17 protein-coding genes are annotated in these 17,986 nt (G+C 69.4%); 10 read left to right on the plus strand and 7 right to left on the minus strand.

The annotated features are described in order from the left end of the window. Positions 1-89: 89 nt before the first annotated feature. The gene (locus ACWPN5_RS05745) at positions 90-917 is read right to left on the minus strand and encodes a polyphosphate kinase 2 family protein (RefSeq protein WP_492294744.1); all 828 of its coding nucleotides are present in this window, start codon (positions 915-917) and stop codon (positions 90-92) included. 229 nt (positions 918-1,146) lie between these two features. Here ACWPN5_RS05745 and ACWPN5_RS05750 point away from each other — a divergent pair, with 229 nt between their 5' ends. After that, on the plus strand, positions 1,147-4,494 hold the full coding sequence (locus ACWPN5_RS05750) for a maltotransferase domain-containing protein (protein WP_492294746.1): 3,348 nt from the start codon (positions 1,147-1,149) through the stop codon (positions 4,492-4,494). A gap of 184 nt (positions 4,495-4,678) precedes the next feature. Beyond that, positions 4,679-5,002, plus strand: a complete 324-nt coding sequence (locus tag ACWPN5_RS05755; RefSeq protein WP_137102712.1) for a hypothetical protein — start codon at positions 4,679-4,681, stop codon at positions 5,000-5,002. A 5-nt stretch (positions 5,003-5,007) separates the two neighbouring features. Here ACWPN5_RS05755 and ACWPN5_RS05760 read toward each other — a convergent pair whose 3' ends face one another. After that, entirely contained in the window at positions 5,008-5,793 is a 786-nt protein-coding gene (locus tag ACWPN5_RS05760; RefSeq protein ID WP_145684652.1) for an EAL domain-containing protein, read from the minus strand. 129 nt (positions 5,794-5,922) lie between these two features. Continuing rightward, the gene (locus ACWPN5_RS05765) at positions 5,923-8,241 is read right to left on the minus strand and encodes a xanthine dehydrogenase family protein molybdopterin-binding subunit (protein WP_492294748.1); all 2,319 of its coding nucleotides are present in this window, start codon (positions 8,239-8,241) and stop codon (positions 5,923-5,925) included. 140 nt (positions 8,242-8,381) lie between these two features. Here ACWPN5_RS05765 and ACWPN5_RS05770 point away from each other — a divergent pair, with 140 nt between their 5' ends. From ACWPN5_RS05770 to ACWPN5_RS05780, 3 genes are all read left to right on the plus strand, one after another. After that, a complete protein-coding gene (locus ACWPN5_RS05770; protein WP_492294750.1) occupies positions 8,382-9,095 on the plus strand; it encodes an SOS response-associated peptidase in 714 nt (237 codons plus the stop codon). Between the two features lie 127 nt (positions 9,096-9,222). Continuing rightward, positions 9,223-9,624 (plus strand): thermonuclease family protein, encoded by a 402-nt coding sequence (locus ACWPN5_RS05775; protein ID WP_038528531.1) that lies wholly within the window; start codon positions 9,223-9,225, stop codon positions 9,622-9,624. Positions 9,625-9,818: 194 nt separating this feature from the next. Further along, positions 9,819-10,598, plus strand: a complete 780-nt coding sequence (locus ACWPN5_RS05780) for a response regulator (RefSeq protein ID WP_492294752.1) — start codon at positions 9,819-9,821, stop codon at positions 10,596-10,598. Between the two features lie 104 nt (positions 10,599-10,702). On the opposite strand, the gene ACWPN5_RS05785 is transcribed toward ACWPN5_RS05780, so the two are convergent. The 4 genes from ACWPN5_RS05785 to ACWPN5_RS05800 form a co-directional block, all read right to left on the minus strand. Beyond that, positions 10,703-10,960, minus strand: a complete 258-nt coding sequence (locus ACWPN5_RS05785) for a GlsB/YeaQ/YmgE family stress response membrane protein (RefSeq protein ID WP_014240033.1) — start codon at positions 10,958-10,960, stop codon at positions 10,703-10,705. A gap of 144 nt (positions 10,961-11,104) precedes the next feature. Further along, on the minus strand, positions 11,105-11,761 hold the full coding sequence (gene rpe, locus ACWPN5_RS05790; protein ID WP_145684661.1) for a ribulose-phosphate 3-epimerase: 657 nt from the start codon (positions 11,759-11,761) through the stop codon (positions 11,105-11,107). 302 nt (positions 11,762-12,063) lie between these two features. After that, positions 12,064-12,483 carry a winged helix-turn-helix domain-containing protein gene (locus ACWPN5_RS05795; RefSeq protein ID WP_145684663.1) on the minus strand — a complete coding sequence of 140 codons (420 nt, stop codon included), beginning with the start codon at positions 12,481-12,483 and terminating at the stop codon, positions 12,064-12,066. 138 nt (positions 12,484-12,621) lie between these two features. Next, the gene (locus ACWPN5_RS05800; RefSeq protein WP_492294755.1) at positions 12,622-13,635 is read right to left on the minus strand and encodes a zinc-binding alcohol dehydrogenase family protein; all 1,014 of its coding nucleotides are present in this window, start codon (positions 13,633-13,635) and stop codon (positions 12,622-12,624) included. A gap of 118 nt (positions 13,636-13,753) precedes the next feature. Here ACWPN5_RS05800 and ACWPN5_RS05805 point away from each other — a divergent pair, with 118 nt between their 5' ends. From ACWPN5_RS05805 to ACWPN5_RS05825, 5 genes are all read left to right on the plus strand, one after another. Continuing rightward, positions 13,754-14,116, plus strand: coding sequence for a winged helix-turn-helix transcriptional regulator (locus tag ACWPN5_RS05805; protein WP_145684667.1), 363 nt, complete (start codon positions 13,754-13,756; stop codon positions 14,114-14,116). After that, positions 14,113-15,231 carry an NnrS family protein gene (locus tag ACWPN5_RS05810; RefSeq protein WP_492294757.1) on the plus strand — a complete coding sequence of 373 codons (1,119 nt, stop codon included), beginning with the start codon at positions 14,113-14,115 and terminating at the stop codon, positions 15,229-15,231. Before ACWPN5_RS05805 ends, ACWPN5_RS05810 begins: the two co-directional genes overlap by 4 nt. 92 nt (positions 15,232-15,323) lie before the next feature. Further along, complete coding sequence (locus ACWPN5_RS05815; RefSeq protein ID WP_492294759.1) at positions 15,324-16,244, plus strand: hypothetical protein; 921 nt, start codon at positions 15,324-15,326, stop codon at positions 16,242-16,244. Between the two features lie 111 nt (positions 16,245-16,355). Next, complete coding sequence (locus tag ACWPN5_RS05820; protein WP_492294761.1) at positions 16,356-17,222, plus strand: NAD(P)-dependent oxidoreductase; 867 nt, start codon at positions 16,356-16,358, stop codon at positions 17,220-17,222. A gap of 6 nt (positions 17,223-17,228) precedes the next feature. Then, positions 17,229-17,984, plus strand: a complete 756-nt coding sequence (locus ACWPN5_RS05825; RefSeq protein ID WP_186466101.1) for an SDR family oxidoreductase — start codon at positions 17,229-17,231, stop codon at positions 17,982-17,984. The last annotated feature ends 2 nt before the right edge of the window (positions 17,985-17,986 follow it).

Raw genomic sequence — 17,986 nt, forward strand, 5'->3', positions numbered from 1 at the left:
ACCCGCCAACCAACGCTAGGAGATGCCGGCGCATCAGGCAACCGCCCGCGCACACACCGCGACGAAGTGACCGGGGGTGGGGCCTGTTTTCAGTCCTTCCCATTACCGTCGAAGGTCAGATGGACGCCCAGAACCTCCGCGGCGATCCGGGCGACGGTCAGGTCGATGGGCGGCGGTGCGACGTTGACGCCGCGGCTCAGCGCCTCGGTCACGATCTCCATCACCTTCAGGCGGGCGTGCCATTTTGAGTTGGCCGGGACGACCCGCCAGGGCGCCGTCTCGGTCGAGGTCTTCTCGAACATCGCCTCGATGGCCTTGCTGTAGTCGTCCCAGCGGGCGCGGTTGCGCAGGTCCTCCTCGGTCAGCTTCCAGCGCTTGTAGGGATTGCTCAGCCGCTCGCGGAAGCGGTTGAGCTGTTCGTCGGGGGTAATGTGCATGAAGATCTTGATGATGCGGGCCCCGTCGTCGGTCAGCATCTTCTCGAACTGATTGATCTCGTCGTAGGCGCGCTTCCACTGCTCCTTTTCGGCGAAGCCCTCGACCCGCTCCACCAGCACGCGGCCGTACCAGGAGCGGTCGAAGATGGCGAAGGTGCCGGGGGCGGGCAGCTTGGTCCAGAAGCGGTAGAGGTAGTGCTTGCCCTGCTCGTCCGCCGCCGGAGCGCCGATCGGCCAGACGTGGAAGCCGCGGGGGTCGAGCGGCTCGGTCAGGCGGCGGATGCAGCCGCCCTTGCCGGCGGCGTCCCAGCCCTCGAACACCAGGATGGCGCGGCGCTTCTCGTGCCAGTAGGTCTGTTGGATGTGCAGCAGGTCCTTCTGGAGTTTGGCGAGGCGGCGTTCGTAGTCGTCCTTGCTGCCGATGCCCTCCGCCGTCATATCGAGCTTGTCGAGACGGATCTTGCCGTTTCCGTTGCCCATGCACGCACCTTTCGAAATGTCTGGCCCAAATGTCAGGTTTCGGAACCTTCGCGTTTCGCAGGGGTTGAGCGCGTGCGCCCCGCAGGGCGCGCGTTGCAACCTCGCGATGGTCCTTCCGGTGACGCCCTTTGGCCGGTGACGGTCTGCTGGACGATTTACGGGAGGCGCCACGCTTGTCAACCAGCGGCGACCGGCTGGCGTGCCGCTGCCGACCAGGAGGATGTCCCCGATGGCCACCGCCGGACCGCGCATCTACAACCTGTTTCCCACGCTCGTCGGCCCGATGCGCGACTGGGCGGGGCATCTGCCCCGCATCCAGGGCATGGGCTTCGACTGGCTGTTCCTGAACCCGATCCATTATCCCGGCTTCTCCGGCAGCCTCTACGCCGTGAAGGACTATTACCGGCTGCACGATCGCATCCAGGGCGGCGCGCCGGAGCATCCGGACGAGCTGCTGCGCGGCTTCATCGCCGAGGCGGGACGGCACGGCCAGTCGGTCATGCTCGACCTCGTCATCAACCACACCGCCAAGGACGCGATCCTGGTCGGCGAGCATCCGGACTGGTACCGGCGCGATGGCAACGGCGAGCTGTACAGCCCGCGCGCCGTCGACCCGGTGGACCCGTCGCGGGTGACCATCTGGGGCGACCTCGCCATGCTCGACTACGAGCGGGCCGAGGTCCGGGTAGGGCTGACCGACTATTGGACGCGGTACCTGCGCCATTACATCGGGCTCGGCGTGAAGGGCTTCCGCTGCGACGCCGCCTACCAGATCCCGGCGGAGGTGTGGAAGACGCTGATCGAGCGCTCCCGTGAGGTCGATCCGGAGGTCAAGTTCTTCGCCGAGACGCTGGGCTGCACGGTGGAGCAGGTGCGCGACCTCTGCGGGGCGGGCTTCGACTTCCTGTTCAACAGCGCCAAATGGTGGGACTTCAAGTCCGACTGGCTGCTCGACCAGTATGACGAGTTCCGCTGGATCGCCCCGTCCATCGCCTTCCCGGAGAGCCACGACACCGACCGTCTGGCGGCGGAGGTCGGCAGCCAGGACAGCGAGCGGCTGGCCGCCCAGCTGAAGATGCATTACCTGTTCGCCGCCTCCTTCTCGACCGGCGTGATGATGCCGGTGGGCTACGAGTACGGCTTCACCCGCAAGCTGGACGTGGTGAACACGACGCCGGACGATTGGGAGCAGCCGAAGCTGGATCTGACCGGCTTCATCGGGGCGGTCAACGCCATGAAGGCGGACAGCCCGGCGCTGAACGTCGAAGGGCCACAGCGGCGGGTGACCGCGCCGCACAACCCGGTGATCGGGCTGATCCGTGAGACCAGCGGCTGGGCCAACGGGAGCGGGGAGGGCTGTTCCGTCCTGCTCATCAACCCCGACGAGACCCAGCCCCACGCCATCGACCCCGGACCGCTGCTGGCCAGCACCGGCGGCGGCTTCGCCGACTTCGAGGACGTGACTCCGGAGGCGCCGCCGCTGCCCTTCGAGCCGGGTCGCGACCTGCGCCTGCGCCCGCTGGAGATGCGCGTCTTCCGCGCCCGCCCGGCGCAGAGCCGCCCCATCGAGCTGAACCATCTGGGCGAGCGCGGGGCGGAGCACGACGCCGGCACCCGCGCCTGGATGGATGAGCTGGCGTCGCGCCGCGTCACCATCGAGAACGTCTATCCGGAGCTGGACGGCGGGCGTTTCCCGGTCAAGCGGGTGGTCGGCGACGTCATGGAGGTGTGGGCGGACATCTACACCGACGGCACCTTCGTCCTCGGCGCCGCCGTCACCCACCGCCCGGTCGACGAGGAGGAGTGGCGCGAGGTGCCCATGACCTTCGTCGACAACGACCGCTGGATGGGAAAGCTGCCGCTGACCCGCAACACGCGCTACCAGTACAGCATCCTGGCGTGGCGCGACGTCTGGGAAAGCTGGCGCGCCGACTTCAAGAAGAAGAACGACGCCGGGCTGGACGTCGGTCTGGAACTGATCGAGGGGCGCCGCTTCGTCGAGCACGCGGTCGGGCTGAATGAGGGCGAGGGCCGCGCCGCGCTGGAGCGGGTGGTCGAGCGGATGACCAGCCTGCAGGGGGCGGAACTGACCGCCTACGCCCTGTCGGACGAGCCGCGGCAGGCCATGGCGACGTATGGCGAGCGGCAGTATCTGTCCCGCTACGGCTGCGACCTGGAGGTCTATGTGGACCGCACCGCGGCCCGCTACTCCGCGTGGTTCGAGATCTTCCCGCGCTCGGCCTCGCCGGACCCGTCGCGGCCCGGCACCTTCGACGACGTGTCCAACATGCTGCCCTTCATCCGGGGCATGGGCTTCGACGTGCTGTATTTCCCGCCGATCCACCCGATCGGGCGCAGCTTCCGCAAGGGGCGCAACAACACGCTGAACCCCGGCCCGAACGACCCCGGCGTGCCCTACGCCATCGGCGCCTCGGAGGGCGGACACGCCGACATCGACCCGATGATCGGCGACTTCGAGGGCTTCCGCCGGCTGGTCAAGGAGGCGCGCCGCCACGGCATCGAGATCGCGCTGGACTTCGCCGTCCAGTGCTCTCCCGACCATCCCTGGATCAAGTCACACCCGCAGTGGTTCTACTGGCGCCCCGACGGCACGATCCGCTACGCCGAGAACCCGCCGAAGAAGTACCAGGACATCGTCAACGTCAGCTTCTACCGCGAGTCCTACCCGGACCTGTGGTACGCGCTGCGCGACGTGGTGCTGTTCTGGTGCGACGAGGGGGTGCGCATCTTCCGCGTCGACAACCCGCACACCAAGCCCTTCCCCTTCTGGGAATGGATGATCCGCGAGGTGCAGGACCGCTTCCCCGACGCGCTGTTCCTGGCCGAAGCCTTCACCCGGCCCAAGCTGATGCGGCGGCTGGCGAAGATCGGTTTCACCCAGTCCTACAGCTACTTCACGTGGCGCAACACCAAGGCGGAACTGACCGAGTATCTGACGGAGCTGACCCAGGGCGAGTCCAAGGACTACATGCAGCCCAACTTCTTCGCCAACACGCCGGACATCCTGCCGCCGATCCTGGTCCATGGCGGGCGGCCCGCCCACATGATGCGCGCCGTGCTGGCCGGGACCTTGTCGGGCGTCTACGGCCTCTACGCTCCGTATTTCGTCTGCGAAGCCGACCCCTATCCGGGCAAGGAGGAGTACAACCACTCCGAAAAATACGAGATCCGGCACTGGGATTGGGACAAGCCCGGCAACATCGTCGACTACGTGACGCGGCTGAACAAGATCCGCGCGGAGAACCCGGCACTCCACACATTCACGAACCTGAAGTTCTACAACGCCTACGACGACAACATCCTGCTCTACGGCAAGATGACCGAGAGCAAGGACAACGTCATCCTGATCGCGGTGAACCTCGACCCGCACAACGGCCATGGCGGCACCATCGAGGTTCCGCTGTGGGAACTGGGGTTGGACGACGGCGCGCATGTCCAGGTGGAGGATTTGTTCACCGGCCAGCGCTTCACCTGGATCGGCAAGTTCCAGCATGTCTGGCTGGACCCGCAGCAGAACCCGGCGGCGATCTGGCGCATCCGTCCGCCGGGGCGGTGAGGGAAGGGGGCGCGCGTATAGCCCCCCTCCCGGCCTCCCCCCGCTGACGCAGGGGGAGGAGTTAAGCCCTCCCCTGCGAAGCGGGGGAGGGTTGGGTGGGGGCCCGTCTCAACCACTCCCCACACCACCGCCTCACCGAAACGCTGGCGTTCCCGCCCCGCTCAAGCTAGAACCGCGCCGGTCCGTGACGGTTCTTCCTGGCGGGGGACGGGTGCAGTACCGACTCGACGACGAGGCGTCCCTGTGTTCGATCGACATCCTGGCTCAGGCGGTCGAGCGCATCTGCGTCAAAGGCGTGCTGGAGCTGCGCATGCTGCGCAACGCGCTCCGCGAGGCCGCCACCAGCCCGACCCCGGACGCGGTCAAGTTCGCCTTTGCCATGTTCTCGCGGGTGGACGGTGACTACCGCCGCCTGATCGCTCACGAGGCGCTGACCCTCGCGACCGAGCAAAGGGGGCGTTACGCGGCCCCCCGGCCGCGGGCGGTGCGCCGCCCACGGATGCTCTAGCCCGCTCAGGCCAACGCCGGCGCAAATTCCATGGTGGGCACCACCAGCGTCTCCACCGCCGGGCGGGCGAACAGGTAGCCCTGCATCAGCGTGATGCCCAGGTCGCGCAGCGCCGTCGCCTCGCCGGGCGTTTCGATGCCCTCCGCCACCGGGGTGATGCCGAGATCGCGGCACACGGTGAGGATGGCGCTGACGATGCTGCGGCGGGCTCGGTCGGTGTCGATGGAGCGGGTCAGCTCCATGTCCAGCTTGATGATGTCCGGCTGGAACTCGGCGAGCAGGTTCAAACCGGAATAGCCCGACCCGAAATCGTCGATGGCGGTGTGGAAGCCCTGGCGCTTGTATTCGGTGAAGATCGACTTCAGATGGGCGCCGTCGACGACCCGCTCGTTCTCCGTCACCTCGAAGATGATGCGCTCCGGCGGGAAGCCGGTGCGCCTGGCGGCGGCGAGCGTGGCGCGGATGCAGGCTTCGGGCTGATAGACGGCGTTGGGCAGGAAGTTGATCGACAGCCGGGTGTCGGGCTGCTGGCCCATGCCCAGGCTGGCGGCCAGCTCGATGGCCTTGACCCGGCAGGCCTGGTCGAAGGCGTAGCGGTTGGCCTCGGTTACTTGGCTCAGCACCCAACCGGCACCCTGGCCGTCGAGGCCGCGCACCAGCGCCTCGTGCGCCCAGGGCCGCCCGCCGCCGCCAACATCGACAATCGGCTGGAAGGCCATGGTGAAATCGAACCCCAAACCCTCGGTGCACTGCCCGCCGCACCCGCCGCCCCTGATACGCTCCGCCGTCATGCCCGTTTCTCTCTTGGGGTGATTCTATGTTAATTCATTATAGCACCTATATTGTCTCAAATTTATTCAACGCAAGCTGTGACATCGGGTCTGGAAATAGGGCCTATGACGTCGTTACTCCGTTCTTCGTCATTCCGCAGCGGCTTTACTATGCGTCTGGATCGCGGTCCATACGGACAGCGGGGTCGCCGGCATGTCGATGTGGTCGATTCCATACTCCGACAGCGCGTCCACCAGAGCGTTGATGACCGCGGGCGGCGCGCCGATGGCCCCGGCCTCGCCGGCGCCCTTCATGCCCAGCGCGTTGGTGGTGCTGGGCACGCAGTTCAGCTTGATGCGGATGTCCGGCACGTCCACCGCGCGCGGCATCTGGTAGTCCATGAAGGAGCCGCTGAGCAGCTGCCCGCTGTCCGGGTCGAACACCACCCGTTCCTGAAGCGCCTGCCCGATGCCCTGGGCGACGCCGCCATGGACCTGACCCATGACCAGCAGCGGGTTCACCACCGTTCCGAAATCGTCGACCACGGTGTAAGCGACGACCTCGACCACCCCGGTGTCGGGATCGACCTCGACCTCCGCAACGTGGCAGCCGTTGGGGAATGTGTTGGCCGGCGGGGTCCAGCGGGCCACCTCGGTGAAGGCGATGGGGCCTTGCGCAGCGGCCTTGGCGGCCACCTCCTTGAAGGAGACGCTCCGGTCGGTGCCGACGACGCTGAAGCGGCCCTCGACGAACTCAACGTCCACCGCGGCGGTCTCCAGCAGGTCGGCGGCGACTTCGGTCGCCTTGGTCACCACACGCGCGGCACCCTCGGCCAGGGCCGCTCCGCCCACCGGGACCGAGCGTGAGCCGCCGGTGCCGGCCCCCCAGGACACGCGGTCGGTGTCGCCCTGCACGACCTCCACATCCTCCGGCGGGACGCCCAGCCGGTCGGCGATGATCTGCTTGTAGGCGGTCTCGTGGCCCTGGCCGTTGGTCTGGGTGCCGATCATCAGGACGATGCGTCCGTCGCCGTTGACCTGCACGGTGGCCTGCTCCGCACCGCCGCCCGCGCAGGCCTCGATGTAGGTGGCGATGCCCGCCCCGCGCAGCTTCCCGCGCGCCTTTGCCGCCACCTTGCGGGCGGGCAGGCCGGCGTGGTCGGACAGCTCCAGCCCGTCGCGCAGATTCTGCTCGAACTCGCCGGTGTCGTAGGTCTGGCCCATCGGCGTGGCGTAGGGCATGGCGGCGGGCGGGATGAAGTTGCGCCGCCGGATCTCCGCCGGGCCGAGGCCGGTGACGCGCCCGGCATGGTCGATCAGCCGCTCCAGCAGATAGGCCGCCTCCGGCCGGCCGGCGCCGCGGTAGGCGTCCACCGGCTGGGTGTTGGTGAAGACGCCCTTCACCCGCACATAGACCGCCGGGGTGGTGTAGGAGCCGACGAGCATCGCCGATCCGGCGTCGGTCGGGATGAAGGGGCCGTAGTTCGACAGGTAGGCCCCCAGATTGGCGACCGTGTCCACCCGCAACCCGAGGAAGCGCCCGTCGCCGTCCAGCGCCAGCCGGGCGCGGCTGACATGGTCACGCCCGTGGTCGTCGCTGAGGAAGCCCTCGGTCCGCTCCGCCGCCCATTTCACCGGCCGGTTCAGGCGGCGCGCGGCGAACAGGCAGACCATGTATTCCGGGTAGTTGAACAGCTTCATGCCGAAGCCGCCGCCGACGTCGGTGGTGACGACGCGGAATTTCTCCTCCGGCAGGCCGAAGAGCTGGGCGAACTGCTTGCGCAGCCCGTGCACGCCCTGGCTGGTGACGTAGATGACCAGCCGTCCGGTCTCCGCCTCCACCGCGGCGAGGCAGGCGCGGCCCTCCATCGGGTTGGCGACGACGCGGTTGTTGACGATCTCCAACTCCACCACGCGGGCGGCCTTGGCAATCGCCGACTCCACCGCCGCCTCCTCGCCCTGCTCCCAGTCGAAGCAGAGGTTGCCCGGCGCCTCGTCCCACACCTGCGGGCGGCCCGCCTCCAGAGCCTCCGCCGTGCCGGCGATGGCGGGCCGGTTGTCGTAATCGACCATCACCAGCTCCGCCGCGTCGCGGGCGGCGTCCAGCGTTTCGGCCACCACCACGGCGACCGGATCGCCGACATGGCGCACGCGTCCCTTGGCCAGCGCCGGACGGGGCGGGGCGACGTAGGGGGAGCCGTCGCGCTGGGTCAGCGCCGCGGCGCAGGGGATCGGCTGGACGCCGTCCGCCTCCAGGTCGGCCACGGTGAAGACGCCGAGCACCCCCGGCTGCTGCGCCGCCTCCGCCGCGTCGATTCCGCGGATGTCGGCGTGGGCGTGGGGGGAGCGCACGAAGACCGCGAAGGTCTGGCCAGGAAGCGACACGTCGTCGGTGTAGCGCCCGCCGCCGGTCAGCAGGCGCGCGTCTTCGGTGCGGGGGACCGGCTGGCCGATGCCGAACTTCATCATGGGGCGGGGCTTTCCTATCGCGTGGAGAGACACCCGGAGAAGATAGGCGGAGCCTTGGCCGGCGGAAACCCTCGGTTGGGCATAAGCCGGCGGTGGCGTGGGGGCTCCGGGCCACCTATTCTTAGGCCATGTGCGGACGCATGATACTCGCCACGCCGGCCGCGGAGGTTCAGCGGCTGTTCGGCTTCCCCGAACTGCCGAACCTCCAGCCCCGCTGGAACGTGGCTCCCACCCAGCCGGTGCCCGCCGTGCGGCGGGAGGAGGATGGGCGCCATCTGGTCACCCTGCGTTGGGGCCTCGTGCCTTTTTGGGCGGACGACCCGTCCATCGGGGCGCGGCTGATCAACGCGCGCGGGGAGACGCTGGCCGAGAAGCCGTCCTTCCGGGAGGCGTTCCGCAAGCGGCGCTGCCTCGTCCCGGTGGACGGATTCTATGAGTGGAAGGCCGAGGGCAAGCGCAAGCAGGGCTATGCCATCCGCCGCCGCGACCGCGCGCCCTTCGCCTTCGCCGGCCTGTGGGAGCGCTGGAACGGTCCGAAGGGCGGCCCGGCCCTTGCGGAGCCCTTGGAGACGCTGACCATCGTCACCACCACGGCGAACGCGGTGCTGAAGCCGCTGCACGATCGCATGCCGGTGATCCTCGACGAGACGGACTGGGACCTGTGGCTGGACCCCGCCGCCCCGCTGCCGGTGCTGGAAGGGCTTCTGAAGCCGGCGCCCGACGCGCTGCTGGAGACCCATCCGGTGGGGCCGCGCGTCAACAACGTGCGCAACGACGATGAGGCGTGCGCGGCTCCCTTGGACGATGCACCGCCCGATGATGCTTGGCCCGATGACGCGCCGACCCTGTTCTGAGTGGCTTGCTCCTTTGGTGGCGATTCTTCTCATTGGCTCAACCGGAACGGCGTATGCCCAGGGAGGGACGACCAAAGGCAAGGTCGCCAACACCCCCAATGAAACGTTAAAAGGACAGGGTGTCGCCATGGAGGGCGATACGCTGTCCATCAAGGGCGCGCCGGTTCGCCTGATGGGGATCGACGCCCCCGACGTCGGGCAGAAATGCCGGAACCGTTACGGGCATGAGTTGGACTGCTTCCGCATCGCCACCGCGGTGCTGGCCAGCCTGATCAAGGACCAGGAGGTGACCTGCACCATCGCCGAACGCGACCGCAACGGCCAGCAATTGGGCGAATGCCGGGTGCTCGGCGTCGATCTGGGGGCGGCCATGGTGGCGCGCGGCTGGGCCTTCGCCTACCGCAGCCTGTCGCCGGCCTACGCCTCCAGCGAAGCCTTCGCGCAGAGCCGCCGGCTGGGCCTGTGGGCTGGTCAGGTGGAGAAGCCCTGGCAATGGCGGTCGCGCCAGCAGCGTGAGCAGGCGCGGTAGATCTGCCGGTCGGCATCGGCCATGCGGACTCTGCCAACGGAGGAAGGGGGACTCGGCCTTTTTTTCGGTTCGCCCTCCTTGGGGGGCGTGATAGTGTTTCAGAGTGTTAACAAGTTATGAATCAAGCCGACCGGCCAGCGCCCCTCGGTGCCGAAGGCCGGACGGACCCACCCACCGGCGCGGAAGAACGGGTCATGCAAGTCTACGCACGCCAGCTTTACGATCATCTCCCTTACCTGCGCCGCTACGCGCGTGCGCTGACCGGAGCGACCGAACGCGGTGACGATCTCGTGACGCGTTGCGTCGAAGTCGCCGTGATGGCTCCCTCCCGCTTCGGTCTGGAAGCCGGGGTGCGGGTACCGCTCTACGCCCTGCTGCATCTGCTGTTCGACGAGGACGGGGACGGGCAGCCGACCCCGTCGCCGCACCCCATCGAACGGGCGCTGGCGTCCCTGCCGGAAGGCGAGCGGCGCATGTATCTGCTGATTACGCTGGAAGGGCTGACGGTCCCCGAGGCCGCCCAGGTGCTGCAGGTTCCCGCGCCGGAGGCCCACGAACGGCTGACCATCGCCCGCGACAAGGTGCGCAACGCCCTGACCCAGCGGGTGCTGGTGGTCGAGGACAACCCGATCCTGGCGATGGAGATCGGTTCGCTGGTCACCGACATGGGCCACGTCGTCTGCGGCACCGCCAACAACGAGCAGGAGGCCCTGGAACTGCTGGAGGCCGAGAAGCCGACGCTGGCTCTGCTCGACGTCCGGCTGGCCGACGGCGGCAGCGGGGTGGAGGTCGCCCGCCGGCTGCGCCAGAAGCGCGCCATGCGGACGATTTTTGTCACGGCCTTCGACGGCGACCTGGAGGAGGCGGACGCCCGCCATCTCGGCCAGATCGTCCGCAAGCCTTTCACCAACGAGGCGATCCAGGCAGCCATCTCCCGCGCGGTCTTCATGCCGAGCCCGGTGGCGTTGGCATAGGTGGCGCAAGCGGCGCTGGCGTAGCCCGAGGTTCGGTTCGGACATGCGAAAAGGGCGGCCCCGTCGGGCCGCCCTTTGCATGTGCGTTGCCGTGTTTCCGCCGGTCAGACGGTGGTGCGGCGCCCGGCGATCATGCGGTAGATGGCCAGGATGATGATGGCCCCGACGATGGCGCCGATGAAGCCGGCCCCTTCGCCCGCCCGGTACCAGCCCACGGCCTCGCCCAGATAGGTGGCGACGAAGGCACCCGCGATGCCGAGCAGCGTGGTGATGATGAAGCCGCCCGGATCACGGCCCGGCATCAGGAACTTCGCGACGATGCCGGCCAGGAAGCCGATGATGATCGTCCACAGAATACCCATAACCTCTCTCCCTCCAGTATCGGTGTCCTCGATCCCACGCAGCCATAACGCCCAAAACGGCGTTTGGTTCTGCCCGAAGGAGGATCCCCTTGCGGATAAACCCACCTGGAGCATGGCCGGGAGGGAGAAGGGTTAGGGGTGGAATCAGCTCCGCAAGGCGCGGATGTTGGCGGCGTAGCGGTCCGGCCCGCCGGTGAAGGTGGCGGTTCCGGCGACCAGAACGTCGGCCCCAGCCTCGATGGCGATGCGCGCGGTCTCGCCGTTGATCCCGCCGTCCACTTGCAGGTCGATGGGCTTGCCCAGCGCGTCGATGCGGCGGCGCAACTCATGGATCTTGGGAAGCTGGCTGGCGATGAAGCTCTGCCCGCCGAAGCCCGGGTTGACCGTCATGACCAGGATGAGGTCGAGGTCTTCGAGCAGATAGTCGACGGCCTCCAGCGGGGTGGCCGGATTCAGCGACAGGCCGGCCTTCTTGCCCAGCGACTTGATGAGCTGGATGGTGCGGTGGACGTGGGCGCCGGCCTCCGCGTGGACGGTGATGATGTCGGCGCCGGCGTCCGCAAAGGCGGCGATGTAGGGATCCACCGGGGCGATCATCAGATGCACGTCGAAGGGCTTCGCCGTGTGCGGGCGCAGCGCCTTCACCACCGCCGGGCCGATGGTGATGTTGGGGACGAAATGGCCGTCCATCACGTCGATGTGGATGTAGTCGGCGCCCGCCGCATCGATGGCGCGCACTTCCTCGCCCAGCCGGGCGAAATCGGCGGAGAGGATGGACGGGGCGATCTTGACCGGGCGCATGGCGGAAATCCTTGGCGTGAGCGATGCGGGAAAGGGCGGTGGAAAATCCGCCTTCCCATACCACGGCTCCCCCGCCGCCCCAACCCCTCTCGCCGTTCCGTTCAGGGCCAAGCCGCTTGATGGTCCCTCTCCCGTCCCGGGAGAGGGAAGGGACCCACGCAAAGCGTGGGAAGGGTGAGGGTGCCGTCGAGAATCGGTGCCTCAATCCTTGTGCGACCCTCACCCGGCGCTTTCAGCGCCACCCTCTCCCGGGGCGGGAGAGGGGAATCAACGGCGATTGCTCCGCCGTTCCGGAAGAACCGTTAGGCCGGCTTGCAGCCGGGCTTCAGCCCAGGATCGCCGGAGAAGCTGCCGTCGTCCGCCGGGTCGCTTCCCGCGCCGTAGTCGGCGTTGAGCATCCCTTCCAGCGCCTCCAGCCGGGGGGTGGCGGCGGCGAAGGCGTCGCGCTCGACGGCACGGTAATGCCCGATCACCCGTTCGCCGAAGGCGGTCAGCGCGGTTCCGCCGCCGTGCTTGCCCCCTACCGCGGCGGAGACCACCGGCTCGGCGAAGATGCGGTTGAGGTCGTCGACCAGCAGCCAGGCGCGGCGGTAGGACATGCCCAGCGTCCGCGCGGCGGCGGAGATGGAACCGGTCTCCCGGATCCGCTCCAGCAGCATGATCTTGCCCGGCCCGACCGAGCCGCCGGTGTCGAAGTCGATGCGGATGCGCAGGCGGGTCATGGCGCCGCCCAGGACGTGGTCGCCGCGGCGGACCGCGCCCGGCCTTTGCCCCCGTTCACCCCAACCATGCGCGCTTCTCCGCTCCGCTCCCTTGGAGCGGGAGACTGACCGTCCCCCGCCCAAAAGGCAAGGCGCGGTTCAGAAGCCGGCCAGCACGATCTTGCCCTTGGCCCGCCCGCTTTCCAGCAGGGCGTGGGCGCGCGTCAGGTTGGCGGCGTTGATGGTGCCGAACGTCTCGGCCAGCGTCGTGCGGACGGTGCCGGCGTCGACGAGGCGCGACACCTCGCTGAGCAGAACGTGCTGGGCGTCGATGTCGGCGGTGCCGAACACGGGCCGGGTGAACATGAACTCCCAATGCAGCGACACGCTCTTGCGCTTCAGCACCATGACGTCCAGCCCCGCCGGATCGTCGATCAGCGCGACGCGGCCCTGCGGGGCGATCAGGGTAGCGATCTCCGGCAGGTGGGCGCCGGTGTCGTTGGTCGAGAAGACGAAGGCCGGGGCGCCGATGCCCAACGCCTCCACCTGGGCGGCCAGCGGCTTGCGGTGGTCGACGACATGGTGGGCGCCCAGGTCCCGGCACCAAGCCTGCGTCTCCTCGCGGGAGGCGGTGGCGATGACCGTCAGGTCGGTCAGTTGCCGGGCGAGCTGGATGGCGATGGAACCGACGCCGCCGGCCCCGCCGACGATCAGGATGGCGTTCGCCGCCCCCGGCACCGGGCGCCGCACGTCCAGCCGGTCGAACATGGCCTCCCACGCGGTGATGCTGGTCAGCGGCAGAGCGGCGGCCTGGGCGAAGTCGAGGCTGGCGGGCTTCGGCCCGACGATGCGCTCGTCCACCAGATGGAACTCGGCGTTGGTGCCGTCGCGATCGATGGCCCCGGCGTAGAAGACGGCGTCGCCCGGCTTGAACAGGGTGGCCTGCGGCCCGGCGGCGACCACGGTGCCGGCGGCGTCCCAGCCCAGCACCTTCATGGCGCCCGGTGCCGGCGGCATGTTGCGGCGGACCTTGGTGTCCACGGGGTTGACCGAGACGGCCTCGATCTTGACCAGCAGGTCGCGGCCCTGGGGCCCGGGGCGGGGCCGCTCGACATCGATCAGGGCGTCGGGGGCGTCGATGGGCAGGGATTGGGTGAAGGCGACGGCGCGCATGGCCTCAAGTCCTTATGCTTGTTGCGGCGTGGTGTGCTCTGCCGACAGACTTGCGCCTTGCAGCACTGGGGCGCAAGAATGCACATGAAACGCACATAGTGTCGAAAAGGATACCGTCATGGCCCGTGTTCCCCACGCCAACCTGGACTGCTCGCCGGGCTGCCCGGTGGAGGGTGTCCTCGCCATCATCGGCGGCAAGTGGAAGGGGCTGATCCTCTACCATCTGCTGGCCGGCACGCTGCGCTTCAACGAGATCCGCCGCCGCGTGCCGAACGTCACCCAGCGCATGCTGACCACCCAGCTCCGCGAGTTGGAGGCGGACGGGCTGCTGGTCCGCACCGTCTACGCGGAGGTGCCGCCGCGTGTCGAATACAGCCTGTCGCCGCGCGGGCGGAGCCTGGAGCCGATCATCCTGGCGCTGAAGGCCTGGGGTGAGGAGCATCTGCGCCCAGCCATCCCGAAAGCCGTCGTCGCGGCATGAGCGGCTTCGTCCCGCCCCCGCCGCAGCGTCCGTGGGGGCACCGCCTGTTCTTCCCCGCCGCCGCGCTCTATGGGGCGCTCAGCGTGCCCCTGTGGGTGGCCGGCTATGTCGGCTGGCTCGGCATCGGCTGGACCCCGGCGCTCCACGCGCACGAGATGCTGATGGGCTATGCGCTGGCGGTGGTCGGCGGCTTCCTGCTGACGCGGCCGTCCGGGACGGCGCTGGGCGTCGCCTTCGCCGCGTGGCTGGCCGGGCGGCTGGCGGTGCTGGCCGGCCTGTCGCCGGAGATCGCGGCGCCGCTGGCGCTGGCCTATCCGGTGGCGCTGTTCGTGATCGCCGGCGTGCCTTTCCTGCGCGCCGCCAAGAGCGGCCATAACCTGCTGTTCGGCCCGGTGATCGGCGCCTTCGCTCTGGCCGAGGCGCTGGTCTGGTGGGGCGGCGACGGCGGGCGGACGGGCGCCCTGTTCGCGCTTCATCTCGTCGGCATCCTGATGCTGGTGATGGGCGGGCGCATCATCCCGTCGGCCACGGCGGGAGAGGTCCGCAAGCAGGGCGGGACGCTGGTCGAGCGGGTGCAGCCGCGCCTGGAATGGGCCGGCGTCGCCGGGGCGGTGCTGGCCGCCCTGACCGTGGCCGCCGGAGCGACGAGCGGTCCGCCGGCCTGGATCGGGGCGGCGGGCGCGGCGCTGGCCGGAGTGACCGCCTGGGCGCGTCTGGCGCGCTGGCGGACCGGTGCCGTGCTGAAGCGTCCCGACCTGTGGAGCCTGCATCTGGGCTACGGCTGGCTCGGGCTTGGCTGGCTGTTCCTTGGGATGGAGCGGCTGGCCCCGCTGGCCGGCGGGGCGGGCTGGCACGTCATCGGGGCGGGCGGGCTCGGCACGCTGGCGGCTTCGATGATGGTGCGCGCGACCCTGCAGCGCGAGGCGCTGCCGCCGGACTTTCCCCGGCCCGCCACCGCCGCCATAGCCCTGGTCGGGCTGGCCGCCGCGCTGCGCGTCGCCGCGGCCAGCACGGCGCCGGACCTGCTGATGCCCGCGGCGGCGCTGGCCTGGATGGCGGCGCATCTGCTGGTGCTTTGGGTGCTGCTGCGTGTGCCGAAGCGGATCCGGGCGTGAATTCGGCGCCCTGATTTTTGGCGTTCCGGTTCTGGTCTTCGCGCAGCGCCATCGCTATGGTGCGCCGGGTGCAACTGAGGTCGGCGCGTTCCATGGAAACCTTGCCGTTCGAGGCCGAGACCGCCGTCGTCATCTGCGCCGATCGTGGCGTGTTCGAGCTTCTGGTCGGGCTTCTGCTGTCGCTGCGCCCGCTGGACCACCGGCGCTACCGGGTCTGTCTGATCGATGTCGGGCTGACCGCCGCGCAGCGCGACCATGTGGCGCCGCTCTGCGACCGCATCGCGCCGGTGCGGGACGATCTGGTTGTCTGGCCGCACCCGCAACTGGTGGCGCAATTGGACCGGCAGATTCCCTTCTGGAAGGCGATGCTCTGCCGCCCGTTCCTGCGCGACTACTTTCCCGGTTTCCAATGCTACCTGCATCTGGACGCCAACATCTGGGTTCAGAGTTCCACCGCGTTGGACGCCGCGGTCGAGGGGGTGCGCGGCGGGCGCGCCGTGATCGTCCCGGAGGCCGACGCGGCCTATCCCTTCCTGGCCTCGCACACCGCCAACGCCCAGTCCGTGGCGGAGCGCGCCAAGCTGATTACGCGCTTCTTCGGCGAGGAGATCGCCGCTCTGGCCGGTTCGCTGCCCTATTACAATCTGGGCTTCTACGGGCTCCGCCACGACGCGCCCCATTGGGACCTGTTCCGGGACAGCCTGCGCGACGCGACGCGGACCACCTTTCATTTCCTGTGCGAACAGATCGTCCTCAACATCGTGATGTTCCAGGTGAGGACCACGCTGCTGCTGCCGGCGACGGCCAATTGGATGTGCAACATGGCCACGCCCATGCGCGGCGCGGACGGGCTGTGGCGCTCGCCCGTCTACCCCCACACGGCGATCGACCTGCTGCACCTGACCGGCACGGACAAGTTGGAGCGTTACCAGCCGCTCGGGCTGCTCTACGACGGGGGGCGCTATCTGGAGGGCATCGCGCATCTGGCGGCTCCCCATGCTCAGGTCGGCTGACCGCCGGACCTTGTGCAACGGCTTGACGGTCGCCGCCCCAACCCCCGACACTCCGGGGCAACGGCCTCCACCGAGGGCCATGAGAGGCGGGCAAACCCGCAAGGGGGGATCATGAGCGACGCGTTGGAACCGGCCCGCAGCGCGGGCGTCGTCGGGCTCGGCTCCATGGGCATGGGGGTGGCGCTGTCGCTGCTCCGCGCCGGCTTCCGGGTCGTCGGCTGCGACCTCGACGCCGCCAAATGCATGAGTCTCGTCACGCATGGCGGGGAGGCCGCGGGATCGCCCGCCGACGTCGGGCGCCGGGTGGACCGTGTCATCGTCCTGGTCGCCACGGCGGAGCAGGCGGAGGAGGTGCTGTTCGGCGCCGAGGGCGTGGCCGGCACCCTGCCGAAGGGCGGCGTGGTCGTCCTGTCCACCAGCGTCCCGCCGGACATGGCCGCCGCCATCGGCCGCCGCCTCGCCGAGCGGGACCTGCTGATGCTCGACGCGCCGGTCGGCGGCGGCCCGGTGCGGGCGGCGGAGGGGCGCATGGTGGTGATGGCCTCCGGCCCCGAGGACGCCTTCGCGCGGGCGGCCGATCTGATCGCCGCCGCGTCGGGCACGCTGCACCGCGTCGGCACCGAGCACGGGCAGGGCTCCGCCGTGAAGGCGGTGGAGCAGATGCTGACCGGCATCCACGCCGCCGCGGTGGCGGAGGCCACGGCCTTCGGCGTGCGCGCCGGGGTCGATCCGCAGCGGTTGGCCGAGATCCTCGCCGCTGGCCCCTTCCACATCCCGTCGCAACGGCCGCTGGGCATCGTCGGGGCGGACCTGGGCAACGTAATGGACGCCGCGCGGCGGATGACCGTGCCGACCCCGCTGGCCGCCTCCGCCCTGCAACTCTTCACCATGGCCGCCGCGGTCGGGCTGGGGCGTAAGGGCGACGGCGCGCTTGCCCGGATTTTTGACCGGCTGGCCGGCAACCCGCAGGAGAGCTGAGAAACCATGTCATCGACACACAAATCCCTGGTTGTCACTGGGGGCGGCCGGGGCATCGGGGCGGCGGTCGCCCGCATGGCCGCGCAGCGCGGCTACGCCGTCACCTTCTCCTACATCGGCAACGCGGCGGCAGCCGAGACCACGCTGGTGGCGATCCGCGAGACCGGCGGGCAGGCCCAGGCGGTGAAGGGCGACGCCGCCCGCGAAGACGACATCCGCGCTCTGTTCGACGCGGCGGAGGACCGCTTTGGCCCCACCGCCGGCCTGGTCAACAACGCCGGCATCATCGGCCCCTACGGACGGCTCGACGAGGCCGCGCCGGACGACCTGCGCCGCATGCTGGACATCAACGTGACCGGCGCCGTGCTCTGCGCGCGGGAGGCGGTGCGCCGGATGTCCACCCGCCACGGCGGGAAAGGCGGCGGCATCGTCAACATCGGCTCCATCGCCGCCGTGCTGGGCTCGCCCAACGAGTATGTGGGCTACGCGGCCAGCAAGGGCGCGGTGGACAGCCTGACCGTCGGCCTCGCCCGCGAGGTGGCGAAGGAGGGCATCCGCGTGAACTGCGTGCGGCCCGGCCTGATCGACACCGACATCCAGATCATCCCCGGCATCGGCAACCGGCTCGACAACCCCGCCTTGATCCCGCCCGCCGGGCGCGCCGGGACGGCGGACGAGGTCGCCGAAACCGTGCTGTGGCTGCTGTCCGACGCCGCGTCCTATGTGACCGGCGCCCTTCTCAACGTCTCCGGAGGCCGCTGAGC

The organism is Azospirillum sp. UENF 211521 (assembly GCF_058780535.1).

Excerpts from the sequence above, each read along its gene's own strand:
- ACWPN5_RS05745 (WP_492294744.1), bottom strand. The coding sequence starts at position 917 with ATGGGCAACGGAAACGGCAAGATCCGTCTCGACAAGCTCGATATGACG.
- ACWPN5_RS05750 (WP_492294746.1), top strand. The coding sequence starts at position 1,147 with ATGGCCACCGCCGGACCGCGCATCTACAACCTGTTTCCCACGCTCGTC.
- ACWPN5_RS05760 (WP_145684652.1), bottom strand. The coding sequence starts at position 5,793 with ATGACGGCGGAGCGTATCAGGGGCGGCGGGTGCGGCGGGCAGTGCACC.
- ACWPN5_RS05765 (WP_492294748.1), bottom strand. The coding sequence starts at position 8,241 with ATGATGAAGTTCGGCATCGGCCAGCCGGTCCCCCGCACCGAAGACGCG.
- ACWPN5_RS05770 (WP_492294750.1), top strand. The coding sequence starts at position 8,382 with ATGATACTCGCCACGCCGGCCGCGGAGGTTCAGCGGCTGTTCGGCTTC.
- ACWPN5_RS05775 (WP_038528531.1), top strand. The coding sequence starts at position 9,223 with ATGGAGGGCGATACGCTGTCCATCAAGGGCGCGCCGGTTCGCCTGATG.
- ACWPN5_RS05780 (WP_492294752.1), top strand. The coding sequence starts at position 9,819 with ATGCAAGTCTACGCACGCCAGCTTTACGATCATCTCCCTTACCTGCGC.
- ACWPN5_RS05785 (WP_014240033.1), bottom strand. The coding sequence starts at position 10,960 with ATGGGTATTCTGTGGACGATCATCATCGGCTTCCTGGCCGGCATCGTC.
- rpe (WP_145684661.1), bottom strand. The coding sequence starts at position 11,761 with ATGCGCCCGGTCAAGATCGCCCCGTCCATCCTCTCCGCCGATTTCGCC.
- ACWPN5_RS05795 (WP_145684663.1), bottom strand. The coding sequence starts at position 12,483 with ATGACCCGCCTGCGCATCCGCATCGACTTCGACACCGGCGGCTCGGTC.
- ACWPN5_RS05800 (WP_492294755.1), bottom strand. The coding sequence starts at position 13,635 with ATGCGCGCCGTCGCCTTCACCCAATCCCTGCCCATCGACGCCCCCGAC.
- ACWPN5_RS05805 (WP_145684667.1), top strand. The coding sequence starts at position 13,754 with ATGGCCCGTGTTCCCCACGCCAACCTGGACTGCTCGCCGGGCTGCCCG.
- ACWPN5_RS05810 (WP_492294757.1), top strand. The coding sequence starts at position 14,113 with ATGAGCGGCTTCGTCCCGCCCCCGCCGCAGCGTCCGTGGGGGCACCGC.
- ACWPN5_RS05815 (WP_492294759.1), top strand. The coding sequence starts at position 15,324 with ATGGAAACCTTGCCGTTCGAGGCCGAGACCGCCGTCGTCATCTGCGCC.
- ACWPN5_RS05820 (WP_492294761.1), top strand. The coding sequence starts at position 16,356 with ATGAGCGACGCGTTGGAACCGGCCCGCAGCGCGGGCGTCGTCGGGCTC.
- ACWPN5_RS05825 (WP_186466101.1), top strand. The coding sequence starts at position 17,229 with ATGTCATCGACACACAAATCCCTGGTTGTCACTGGGGGCGGCCGGGGC.